The 12852-nt window shown below is 35.0% G+C and carries 6 protein-coding genes; all 6 read right to left on the bottom strand.

The window, feature by feature from the left end; all coding sequences use genetic code 11:
- Positions 1 to 7: 7 nt before the first annotated feature.
- The gene (locus Q4Q47_RS14965) at positions 8 to 1327 is read right to left on the bottom strand and encodes an APC family permease (protein ID WP_303307441.1); all 1320 of its coding nucleotides are present in this window, start codon (positions 1325 to 1327) and stop codon (positions 8 to 10) included.
- Positions 1324 to 3579: a glycoside hydrolase family 3 N-terminal domain-containing protein gene (locus Q4Q47_RS14960; RefSeq protein WP_303307440.1), complete on the bottom strand. Its 2256-nt coding sequence runs from the start codon at positions 3577 to 3579 to the stop codon at positions 1324 to 1326. The genes Q4Q47_RS14965 and Q4Q47_RS14960 overlap by 4 nt, the downstream gene beginning before the upstream one ends.
- Before the next feature lie 57 nt (positions 3580 to 3636).
- On the bottom strand, positions 3637 to 6792 hold the full coding sequence (locus Q4Q47_RS14955) for a glycoside hydrolase family 2 TIM barrel-domain containing protein (RefSeq protein WP_303307439.1): 3156 nt from the start codon (positions 6790 to 6792) through the stop codon (positions 3637 to 3639).
- Positions 6793 to 6804: 12 nt separating this feature from the next.
- Positions 6805 to 9420 (bottom strand): glycoside hydrolase family 2 TIM barrel-domain containing protein, encoded by a 2616-nt coding sequence (locus tag Q4Q47_RS14950; RefSeq protein WP_303307438.1) that lies wholly within the window; start codon positions 9418 to 9420, stop codon positions 6805 to 6807.
- A gap of 6 nt (positions 9421 to 9426) precedes the next feature.
- Positions 9427 to 11010, bottom strand: coding sequence for an arylsulfatase (locus tag Q4Q47_RS14945; protein WP_303307437.1), 1584 nt, complete (start codon positions 11008 to 11010; stop codon positions 9427 to 9429).
- Positions 11011 to 11205: 195 nt separating this feature from the next.
- Positions 11206 to 12846 carry a RagB/SusD family nutrient uptake outer membrane protein gene (locus Q4Q47_RS14940; protein ID WP_303307436.1) on the bottom strand — a complete coding sequence of 547 codons (1641 nt, stop codon included), beginning with the start codon at positions 12844 to 12846 and terminating at the stop codon, positions 11206 to 11208.
- Positions 12847 to 12852 lie beyond the last annotated feature (6 nt).

The following is a 12852-nucleotide window of genomic DNA, read 5'->3' as shown; positions in this document are numbered from 1 at the left end:
AGAGTTTTCAGTTTAGCTTTTGTTTTTTAAAATAATAATAAACTGGCAAACCCAACCCAAGAAAAAGTAAACCTACCCCTGCATATAATGGGTTATTAATTAATGTGTTTCCAACAAAAATTGTAGCCGTAGCTATAAATATGATTGGGATTATTGGATATCCAATAGTTTTATATGGTCGAATAGCATCTTTTCTTGTGAATCTAAATAATATGACGATACATGCTACTAAAACAAAAAAGATCCAATCGATAAAAACAACATAGGTAATCACCGCTTCAAAGGTTCCCCATATAATTACAATGATTATAGACCATAAGGCTTGAGCTATAATGGCATTTGCCGGTGTCTTATATTTAGCATGTATTTTTGCCAAGCCTTTAAAAAATACACCATCTTCTGCCATGACATAATAAATTCGAGGTGCTGCCATCGTATTTATGAGTGCTGTACCAAATGTTGAGATAACAATAAGAACTGCAATAATGACACCTCCTGATGCCATGATACTACTAATGGCATCGGCAGCTACACTATCTGAGTTAGCAATCTCTGATATTGGTAATAATGCCATAAAGCTTAAATTGGTTAATAAATAGACCACAGAAACGATAAGCGTTCCAATAATCATAGCAAGTGGTATGTTTCTTTTCGCATTTTTTGCTTCTCCAGATAAATAAGAAACATGATGCCACCCACTAAATGACCATAATACGCCTATTAGTGCTAAGCCAAAAGAGCTCCATGTATTCGTTTCTAAAACACTTTTCTGTACTTCTGCTGTAGATCCGTCCATTATGGAATAAGTCCCCCAAATGAACCCTATGCTAATAATGGCAATAATTCCTAGTAATTTCAAACCTGTAAAAATATTGGTAAACATTTCTACCAACTTTACCCTAAAAATATTAATTACTGAAACCATAATAATTGCGGCTATAGTAACTATTAATTCCCCAGAGGCGCTCATAGGAAATAAAAAATCAAAATAGTTTGTAAAAGCAATAGCCAATGCAGCTATAGTTCCGGTATTAATAACTGTAAAATAGGCCCATCCAAATAAAAACCCTGCCATGGTACCATAGGCTTCTTTTAAATACACATATACCCCTCCGGCTTTGGGAAACATGCCTCCTAATTCGCCATAAGTCAATGCACCTGTTAAAGATAAAACACCTCCAACAATCCAGACTAAAATAATAAGTGATGGTAATGTAAGGTGGCCTGCTATTTGAGAAGGTGTCAAGAAAATTCCAGACCCTATACAGGCACCAATTACTATCATTGTTAATCCATAAAGCGAAAGTGATTTACTTAATTTTGTCATGATATTACGGTTAAGGTTATCGTTTTTAAATCATTAGCCTTTGAAGACGTCCCAACCATGATATTAAAAGTACCTGGATCTACTACAAAATTCATACCTGCATCCCAATAAGCCAATTCTTTTGGTGTAATATCTAAAGTAATGGTTTTTGTTTCTCCTGGTTTTAAATATACTTTTTCAAACCCTTTTAGTTCTTTTACAGGACGTGTTACGGATGATACGCAATCATGAATATACATTTGTACAACTTCATGCCCAGAAACGTTTCCTGTATTTTCTACATTAACCGAAAGTCTTGTAGATTCATTTTTATCAATATGAGTCTTTTCCAGATTTAAATTTGAATATTTAAAAGTGGTATAACTCAAGCCAAATCCAAAGGCATAAAGCGGGCTTACCTCATCAAACAAATAACCACGACGGTCATTCGGTTTATGGTTATAATAAGATGGTATATGCCCTACAGAGCGAGGAAATGATATGGGTAATTTTCCACTAGGGTTAAAATCTCCAAATAACACATCGGCAACGGCTTTACCTGTTTCTTGTCCTAGGTACCAACATTCCAATATTGCAGGGATGTTGTTATGTACGTAATTTATACTTAAAGGTTTCCCATTAAACAGTAATGAAACTATAGGTTTTCCTGTTTCAACCATGGCTTTAGCTAAATCATTTTGGCTGCCTACAAGTTCTAAACTAGGACGGTCTCCTAAATGATCTTCATTCCAGGCCTCACGTGAGGTCAATGCATTTCCTCCTATAGCAAGAATAACCACATCTGCTCTTTCGGCTATTTTAATGGCTTCGGCAATGCCTTTTTTATCGTTTTCGGAGTTACTTGCTATAACTTCATCCGTTTCCTCCCAATCACCAGGCTCTGTAATTTTACATCCTTCGGCATAAAGTATGTCTATAGTGTCCCCAACTTTTTCTTTGATCCCATCTAATACAGTAGTATAAAATTTTGGTTTGCCGCTATAACCTCCTAATAAAACTTCGTTAGCATTTGGTCCTATAACTGCAATGGTTTTTATTTTTGATGTGTTTAATGGCAATATCTCATTGTCATTTTTCAATAGGGTTATAGCTTCACAAGCCGCTTTAAGTGCTAAAGATCTTTGTTGTTCACTACCACAAATTGAATCTGCATATTCGGGATCTACGTAAGGATCATCAAACAACCCCATTCTAAATTTATATGCTAATAACCTGCTAACTACTTTATCTAAATAGGCTTCCGAGATGCGTCCTTCTTTAACTAAATCTGTTAGGTGGTGATAGCATTCATCAAAAGGCATTTCTACATCGATTCCTGCCGAAAATGCCTGAAATGCGGCTTCTTTTTCATCGATTGCTACATTATGACGCTGTTTCAGTTGATAAACTGCATAATAATCGGAAACCGTGAATCCTTCAAATCCCCATTCTTTTCTTAATACATCATCTAAAAGCCATTTGTTTTTATGTGATGGTAATCCGTCTACCTCATTATAAGATGCCATAACAGACATAGCTCCGGCTTCATTAATAGCATCTTGAAAGGGCGGAAAAAAGACTTCTCTTAAAACTCTTTCTGAGACATTTACCGGCGCACAGTTAGAACCTCCTTCTGGTTGTGCATGTGCAACAAAGTGTTTTAGTGTTGCTATAACATTCTTTTTTGTATTGAAATTTCCTTTTTCTCCTTGAAAGCCCTTGGTAGCAGCAACTGTCATTTTACTTACCAAATAAGTGTCTTCTCCAAAAGTTTCTTCTACACGGCCCCAGCGCGGTTCTCTTGCCACATCGGCAACTGGTGTTAATGCATGATGTCCACCGCGACTTCTGGTTTCTTCTGCAACCAACGCATAGACATCTTGTATTAATTGAGGGTTCCAACTTCCTGCTAGCGCAATTGGTTGTGGAAAACTAGTCGCTTCTTTTACCATCTGCCCATGTAAACACTCTTCATGGAATATAACAGGAATTCCTAATCGGGATTCTTCTAAATAAAATGCTTGAAGTTTATTGGTCAATTCTGCCATTTTCTTAGGAGTGTCTTCAACAAAACCAACCTCAGCAATTCTTCCTGCGCCACTTAAAAGAAGTTTTTTTACCTTATTTTCATCAAAATGGCCTTGCTCGTCTTGAAAATTCCCTTTTTTAGCATAAATACATAGTGTTTGGGCTACTTTTTCTTCAATAGTCATTCTTGAGAGTAAATCTTTTACTCTTACTTCTATTGGCTCAGACTTATCTTTATATGTCATTTTCCTCAATCCCTTTAAGAGCATATCGTGCTGCTTTTAATTTCAATCGTCAATCTTTTATTGTTTTCTTTTAGGTAAAATCTCCTTTGCTGATTGTTGCACCGAATCATTTTTATCATAAAGGTGTAACCTGAAGCTATAGCTATATGTTTTATCGTTCAGCATGTATTTTTCATGGGCTTTAGCTCCCCAGCTATTATCGCCTCCTACACCCATTTGTTTATAGTCTATATTTAAAGTTGTTGTATTTCGACTAGGTATTTCATAAGGATGATTGGCATTTTCTAGATCTATTTGTTTATACGGCCATGCACTAATATTCAATAATGGTTTACCAACAATCAATAAACCAAGACCTTCTCTATTTTGAAATGATGCCCAACGAACACCGGCTCTATTTCCATGTTCTTGTGGTCGCAAATAGTTATAATCTAACTCATTAACCATACTAGAAAACACATCTACATTAGCTGCTGTTTTTCTATCCCAGTAAGACTCATGGGGTCCTCGACCATACCATTGTACTTTATTAAAACTAGAATCTATTTCTGTTTGCATACCAAATCGCGGCATTTCTGAAAGCTTCTTATCTCCTACTGTAAATTTATTCGCTACCAATATATCTCCACTGCCATAAATAGTATAAGTAGTTTGATATGAGGCATCCAGATTATTAATTGTTGATGTCACATTAATTTGAACAGATTTTGAATTAAATTGCTGTATCTCAAAATCCTTTACATGCATATTAAATGAAGCCATTTTCCAATCCCACAAACGTTCAGGCATTTTATTACCACGATCATTATCTGTTGGTGCTCTCCAAAAATTAGGAACCAGCGGTTGTTTAAGCAATACGTCGTTCTTGTATTGTATGGCTACTATAGCTCCCGTTTTCCGACTCAGATCAATCTTAAAATCGGAGCCTGAAACAGATATCATATCGATATGCTCTTGAACCGCTAAATCTGAAATCTCATTGAAATCTAATGGAATCACTTTTGGAGTTTGATAAGGAACTAAAAATTGGTCTTGAGCCAAAATATGTCCTTTTTTTGCCCAAAGCATATTTTCATCCAGACTGAAAGTAACCTTCAACCAATATTCTGTCCCTGCTTTTAATTTTGGGGTCTTGATATTTAATTTGAAGGGTTTCTTTTCTTTAGCTTTCAGGTTTAATTTTTTTATGTCTCCTTCTTGTAATGTTTTACCGTCTGCTTTTAGTTCCCAACGTCCTTGAACAGCATTTAAATCTTGAAAATCAAATTTATTTTCAATGGTTATCCTTCCTTTTAATAAGTCTACAGGCGTTACTTTTATATTTTGATATACTTTTTTGACTTCGTACAATGATGGATTCGGAGTCCTATCTGGTCGCACCAATCCATTTAAACAAAAGTTATTGTCGTTAGGAGCATCGCCATAATCACCGCCATAAGCCCAAAATTGTTCTCCATATTCGTTCTTTTTTAGTAATCCTTGATCCATCCAATCCCAAATGCATCCACCTTGTAAAACATCGTATTTTTCAATAGCATCCCAGTAATCTTGTAGGTTACCAACACTATTTCCCATGGCATGTGCATATTCACACATAATTAAAGGACGGTTTTGTTCTTTTGAAGCATATTCAATTAACTGTGGTATACGTGTATACATGGGTGCCACAATATCTGTATGCGGATTTTCGAACGCTCGCTCATATTGAACTGTACGTGTATTATCTCTTTGTTTTATCCATTTATATCCTTCTTGAAAATTAATACCATCTCCAGATTCGTTTCCTAATGACCAGCTAATAATACATGGATGGTTTTTATCACGTTCTACCATACGTTTAATACGATCTAAATGTGACTCTAGCCAAAATGTATCTTTAGCTATCATATTTAGTTCTACTTCCCACCCCATACCATGAGTCTCAATATTAGCCTCATCTATAACGTATAGACCATAGATATTGCAGAGTTCATACCAACGCGGATCATTAGGGTAATGACTTGTTCGAACCGTATTTATATTATTCTGCTTCATTAATTTTATGTCTTCAATCATAGAAGCTTCAGATACGACATGCCCTGTTTTTTCATCGTGTTCATGCCTATTAACGCCTTTAACATAGATGGGTTTTCCATTAACCAATAGCTGTCCGGACTTTACTTCAACTTGTCTGAATCCTGTTTTTGAACTTAATATTTCAGCTGTTTGCCCTAATGAATTGGTTAAATATAATATAGCTGTGTACAGGTTTGGTGTTTCTGCTGTCCATGTCTTAATATTTGGGATTATTTTTTCAAAAGTCAACAACCCATTTTTATCTTCTGCCTCTATTTGTACATCTAGTAAGCTCTTATGTGATTCATCGATTAATTCTAACCGAACTTGATAATCTTTAAGGTTTACCTTTTCTACAGACTCTAATTTTACAGCAACATTTAATATACCATTTTGGTAATTCTTGGTAAGTCCAGATCGTATAAAATAATCTTTTATATAGGTTTTAGGTGTGGCATATAAGTATACATCTCTATCGATACCACTTAGTCTCCAAAAATCCTGATCTTCCAGATAACTACCATCCGACCAACGATAAACCTCTACAGCCAAGGTATTGTCACCCTTTTTTATAAATTCTGTAACATCAAACTCTGCTGGTGTTTTGCTACCTTGGCTATACCCCACTTTTTTTCCATTTATCCAACAATAAAAAGCAGAACGTACCGCTCCAAAATGTAAAATAACACGTCGTCCATCCCAAGATTCTGGAATTGTAAATGTTTTAAGGTAACTCCCAACAGGGTTGTAATTATGTGGGATTTTTGGAGGATCTGCCGGAAAAGGATAATTAATATTAGTGTAAATAGGTATTCCATAACCTTGCAATTCCCAATTGGAAGGTACTGGAATTTTATCCCAATTAGAATCATCAAAATCAGTTTTATAAAAGTCTTTGGGCCTTGATTCTGGTTTTCTTACCCAATTAAACTTCCATAATCCGTTAAGGCTTTGTCGCCATGGAGATTCAGAACGTATATTGTTAATTGCAGATGTTCTATTTGCAAATGGCATGAGTGTACAATGTGCATCCTGCTTGTTTCTACTTATTACTTTTGGGTTTTCCCAATCGTATAGAGATTGTGCATGCATACTCCCAACAATCAACGTACATACAACTAATAAACTTTTAGTTTTTAAAAGGAATTTATTTCGCATTAGGATCGTTATTTATAATGATTTTAGTTTTTTTATGTAAAGTCCATTGAGTATGGTTTTGCCTCTTTTTGCTTTTAAGCTTATTGTTATGCCTTCTCCTCCATCTACAGAAACTTTAAACTTTCTACTTACGGCTGTTTGTTTTCCATATGTTTTAGCAAGATCCAAATTCTTCCAAACTCTTTTATTATTAATACTAATATCCATTTTTCGCTTACCCGATTCTGAATATTCCAATTCGGCAAGACAAATATCGACCTCATAAAGGCCTGCTTCAACGTTTACAGTATATGATGAAATATCTTTTCTATAGTATTGGTATATGGGCTCATTTTTAGTTCCAATAATTCCTTTTGAAAATTTTAATGGCACTGAATTATTACTATTATAGCCCCAGATATTATTGTAGGGTTGATCTTTAAACCAAACTTTTTGGTTTTCATCTGTAAACTGAAACGTAGCTCCTACATTTATTGCTATTTCTTTAGATGATCCATTAGAAAGATTTTGATCGGTATAAGACACGATGATATCATCTGAATAATAATGCTCGTCTTGTTTTCCTTTAACTTCAATTTTATGTTGCTCTTTTGATGGCATAAAACTAAAATATGCCACGTTGGATTGGTCTACTTGTAGGGTTTGATGCTTAATGCCATCAACCGATATATCCAAAGTTTTTAAATTGGTGTATATTTTTATAGTATCTGCTATTTGACCTTCTCCAAAAGCGGAAGTTCTTTTAAGCCAGTCATGACTGGCGATATGTATAACTGGTTTTGAACCTAAAACAGATTGATAATAATAATAGATGTCTTTAGGCTTGCGATTAAAATATTGCAATCCTTTTTGATTAACTTGAGGTTTTGAGTCGCCTCTGGTATTAGACCCGAAATCACTCTGTGCCCAAACAGCTGTTACTCCAACAAAAGGACGTTCTTTAATCTGTTTTAAATAACTCTCATGAAAGGCCTGCTGATATTCGGTTGAAAAATCAAAACGCTTAGGTTTAGAAGCATGTATTCGCTCGTCACTTCCTGCTCCATATTCACTAATTACAATTTTTCGCTTAGGGTATTTAAGATGTGTTCTATCTAGGAAATTTCCGAAATCTGTAAAATAATTTGAATACCAACCTTGGTAAAGATTATAACCGAGAGCATCCGGAATTTTAGAGATCCCTACCTCATCATACTTATCGTTTTGATGGATAGCCATTACTGTAATTCTACTAGAGTCCTCTTTTTTTACTAAGGTGTTTAATTGTTTTGCTAAATCTTTTGTCCATTCTAAATATGTGTCAGGAAAGTTCATGTTTTTATTTCGATCTCCATTAGCATCATAAAGAAATACCTCATTCATATAACCCCAAAAGAATATGGATGGGTGATTATAACTCTGGCGAATCATTTCTGTTAGCATATACTTGCTATTATTAAGAAAAGCATCTGAGGTTGTAACATAATTAACTATGGGTATCTCTTCCCAAATAATAATACCCAACTTATCAGCGGCATGTAATACTTCCGGATCTTGGGGATAGTGTGCTAGTCTTAAAAAATTGAAGCCTGCATCTTTAATCATTTCTAAATCTTTTACATGGAGCTTATTTGATAAAGCATTGCCATAAGTTTCATGATCTTGATGTCTGTTTGTACCTATCAATTTTATAGGCTTTCCGTTTAGAAAAACACCTTTATCTGCGTGGAAATTAAAAAAACGAAACCCTAAAGGGCTTATAACCTCATCTTTAAGATGACCCTTTTCAAAAAGTTCTGTTCTTACCGTATATAAATTTGGTTGGTCTGGAGACCACAACTCTGGCTTATTAACTAAAATGCTATCTAAAGAGAAATCTACTTGGTGGTTTGCTGTTATTTTTAAGTTTTTTTCAATAGTGTGTAGAACACTATCCTTTTTATTAAATAGCTTACTTCTAATAAGAATTTCTTTTTCAACGTTTGATTGATTATGAATCTTTCCGTGTATTTTAACCGTAGCTTCATTTTTTGTTACTTTAGGTGTCGCGATATAAACCCCTTTAGACCCATAGTCATTTAAAGAAAAATGTACCGGGTTTGTTGCAATTAACCAAACATCACGATAAATACCACCATAAAAAGTAAAATCTGCTGATAACGGCGGTATATCCTTATTAAAACGATTATCTATCTTAACAGATATTTCATTGCTATTACTTTCATCATCAAAATGTATATAATTGGTAATATCAAATGAAAATGCAGTATATCCACCTAAATGTTTTCCAACATAAGTTCCGTTTACAAAAAGTTCAGCGATTTGATTCGCACCTTCAAAGTGCAAATACACTCTTTTATTTTTCAAGCTATTTGAAAGGCGAAGTGTTTTTTTGTACCAACCAATACCTCTTTTATAAGTGGTTGTATCATTAGGCGTATCATTTATATTCCATGTATGCGGAATATTAATATGCTTCCATTCTGTATCTAATACATTTGTAACTTTAATATCTTTTCCTGTATAGCAAAACTTCCAATCGTTATTTACAGTAATACTAGAACGAGAATTTACCTCTTGCGCAAAGACCGAAATATTAACAAATAAGTAGAATAGTGATATTATTATATATGTTCTATGAAAAATCATTCTTTTTTAATTTTGAGGATTAATGCCAATTTCATTGGCCCAATGATTATATTTTTCTACTAATACATCGAGCGTATCTTGATAAACTTCTGCTAGATTATTAATCTCTGACGGGTCATTATACATGTCATATAACTCCCATTCACTAGCACTATTGGTTACCCCTTTCCATTTTCCTTGCCGGACCGCTTTGCTTCCCTCATGCTCCCAGAACAATGCTTCTCGATTTGTAGATATATTAGATTTTAGCGCTGGCAATAAGCTAATACCGTTTGTCGGTTTAATATTATGTCCATTATATTTTAGTGGATATGTTGTATTAGCAATATCTAAAAAGGTAGGTAACAAATCTGTTACAGATCCCAGTTGATTAATAATACTGCCTTTATTTTTTATTTCGTTTGGCCAATGTGCTATAAAAGGGGATGCAATACCTCCTTCATAAGTACTTTTTTTAAAAAATCTAAATGGTGTATTAGACAGGTTTGCCCAAGGTGCACAATATGCTGCATAGGAACCCTGATCGCCAATAGAAATTTCAGGATCATTTAACCCTCTACTCTCAATATTTTCATCACTGCCGCCGTTGTCTGATAAAAATAGAATTAATGTGTTTTCTAACTGGCCTTGAGATTTTAAAGTTTCAATTATCTTTCCAACGCCCTGATCCATTCGGTCTACCATGGCTGCATAAACTTCCATTCTTCTTACCCAATCTTCTTTATTATCTACATCTTCCCAAGCGGGGATAGAATTTGGTCTTTTAGAAAGTTGTGCGTGGGCATCAATGAGGTGCAAATCTTTAAGCTTTTTGAACCTTCTAAGGCGTAGGCTATCCCAACCTATATTATACGTCCCTTTATATTTAGCAATATCTTCTGGTAATGCATGTAACGGCCAATGTGGTGCTGTGTAAGCCACATATAGAAAGAAAGGGGTTTCTTTGGTTTTATCTGCATCATGCATCCACTCTATGGCATAATCGGTTATAGCATCAGTCATATAAAACCCCTTTGCAGGAGGCTCCCAAGGGAGACTATCTAATACCATTTGCCTTTTGCGTTCCTGATTTTTAATAACTTCAAAATAACTACTAGCTCCACTTATTAATCCGAAATATCGTTTAAAACCACGCTTTAAAGGCCAATTTTCAATGCCTTCACCTACATGCCATTTTCCTGATAGGTAACTATTGTACCCTGATGCACTTAAAGCTTCTGCTATTGTTACACTTTTGCGGCTTAAATAGCCTTGGTATGGACCTTCAGGCCCTTCTTTTCCAGCTGCCACGGTCATACCTCCAATTCCTGCATTATGTGGGTACAATCCTGTAAGTAAAGAAGCTCTGGTAGGGCAACATCTTGAACTATTATAAATTTTATTAAAACGAATACCATTCTTAGCTAGAAGATCTAAATTTGGCGTTGCAATCTCGCCACCATAGCAACCAAGATCAGAATACCCAATGTCGTCTGCCATGATTACGATAATATTAGGTTTATCCTTCTCTATTTTTTCTTTTTTTTCACAGTTATTAAAAAAGAAAAATGTAAAACTAAAAATTAATAACAGCCTATGTTTAAGATGCATTCGTCTATGTTTTATTTTATAATTTAAAGGAGAAATAAACAAATCAATAATTAAAAGATGTACTACATTGTTAACTATTCTGATACATTCTATAAGGAACATAATTAACCTCCTCTTGATGTTCTTGATGTTCTTCAAGAGGAGGAAATAACTAACTCAAACTCTACTATGAATAAACTTATTTAAAATTAGTTTTTAGTATCCTGGATTTTGTTCGAATGCACCACCGATATTAGCATCTATAACCGTTTGAGGAATAGGAGACAGTTTATCTTTTTCTCCTGCTTTAGGTCCTCCAACTTTGTTATATAACTGCATTCTGTCTAACCATCTTCCTAAGCGGGTTAGAGTATATTTTCTATGTTCTTCGGAATAAAGCTCTCTTGACCTTTCATCTAATATAAAATCAATACTAACATCCCCTCCTGTTATCTCACTTGCATTTGCACGCCTTCTTAAATGATTAATGGTTTCTGCACTACCACTTGGATCTCCTAGTTTAAATTGTGCTTCAGCTAAAAGTAAATAGGTTTCAGCCAACCTCAAATACACTTGGTCGTTATAGTTTTCTTCGTCTGATAAATTATTTGGATTTGCATAATCCCATTTTCTAGTACTTGGCCAATCTGCAACAAATAATGCTTCATCTTTTCCCTGCCAGTTAAACCATATGGTATCTCCAATAGCACGACCAGGAGGCACTACGTTTGGATTATTTAATACTTCGTATGTTCTCCATGCAAAAATACCGCCTCTATCATCATTTGGTTCATACAATTCCATAGCATAACGTGTTGGTCCAATTCTTCCAATTCCACGTCCTCCATTTTCAACGGAAAAGATAATTGCTCCCGTTATACCATCAACTCTCACAGAATTTGACCTATTTCTATGCCAACGACGCATAATATTCTTTCCCCCTCCAGTTGTTTCCAACTCCTGTTGCATAACCCAAAGGGCTTCGGTATTACCTTCTGATTTATTGGAATTTCCATCTAGGAACATGTCTGAATAAGGCGTACCTGGCTGGTTCGCTTTTACACCATATCTTTCTGTAACTAAACTATAAATCCCACTATTTATTAAACTTTCTGCTTTAGCTTTGGCATTTTCATTATCTCCTATAGTTAAATACAATTCAGAAAGATAGTGAGTTGCTACTCCTTTTACTGCTTTCCCCGGGTTTGATGAGGTCTCAGGAAGGTTTGCTTCAGCAAAAAGTAAATCTTCTAACATTTGATTTCTAACCTCTGCCACAGGGTTTCTTGTCCAATCTGTACGAATAGTTGATCCTGAACTTTCTTCTAAAGACAGTGGAACATCTCCCCATAAATACGTGGCATGACGATACGCCCAAGCTCTAATAAGTCGAGCTTCTGCAACAACTCTACTTTTATCCTCTTGCGTCCAATCAACATCTGGGTTTTCTGCTCTAGTTATAATGGTATTGGCTGCATTTATCGTTGTATATATCCATTCGAAAAAACGACGATTGTGAACTTCTGATGGGTTATTACGTGTATCTAAATTATTACCTACAAATGCCCATCCCGCTCTAAAGTTTCCATAAGCATTATCGACAGCAGAAGTTGCCATGTCAATAAAAAGATTATTTCCAGATCCAAGCACACTACCAGCTCTTTCTCGAGCATATTGTGCATAAAGACCATTAAGCCCAGCTTCAAACCCTGCAAGATCTTTATATAAATTATCAGCTCCAATTATGTGTGGAGGATTTTCAGTTAATTCGCTGTCTGAACAGCCAGCAAAGACAACAAACAAAATAAGTACTGCTATAATTAACTTTAGACTTTTAAATTTTATAATTTTATTCATAATTAA

The sequence above is a fragment of the Flavivirga spongiicola genome, assembly GCF_030540825.1.
Taxonomy (GTDB): Bacteria; Bacteroidota; Bacteroidia; order Flavobacteriales; family Flavobacteriaceae; genus Flavivirga; species Flavivirga spongiicola.
Note: the sequence above shows the minus strand (reverse complement) of the source record. Positions and strands in the feature narration are given on the sequence as shown.

Coding starts and splice junctions, on each gene's coding strand:
- Q4Q47_RS14955 (WP_303307439.1), bottom strand. CDS start 6,792: ATGCGAAATAAATTCCTTTTAAAAACTAAAAGTTTATTAGTTGTATGT.
- Q4Q47_RS14960 (WP_303307440.1), bottom strand. CDS start 3,579: ATGACATATAAAGATAAGTCTGAGCCAATAGAAGTAAGAGTAAAAGAT.
- Q4Q47_RS14950 (WP_303307438.1), bottom strand. CDS start 9,420: ATGATTTTTCATAGAACATATATAATAATATCACTATTCTACTTATTT.
- Q4Q47_RS14945 (WP_303307437.1), bottom strand. CDS start 11,010: ATGCATCTTAAACATAGGCTGTTATTAATTTTTAGTTTTACATTTTTC.
- Q4Q47_RS14940 (WP_303307436.1), bottom strand. CDS start 12,846: ATGAATAAAATTATAAAATTTAAAAGTCTAAAGTTAATTATAGCAGTA.
- Q4Q47_RS14965 (WP_303307441.1), bottom strand. CDS start 1,327: ATGACAAAATTAAGTAAATCACTTTCGCTTTATGGATTAACAATGATA.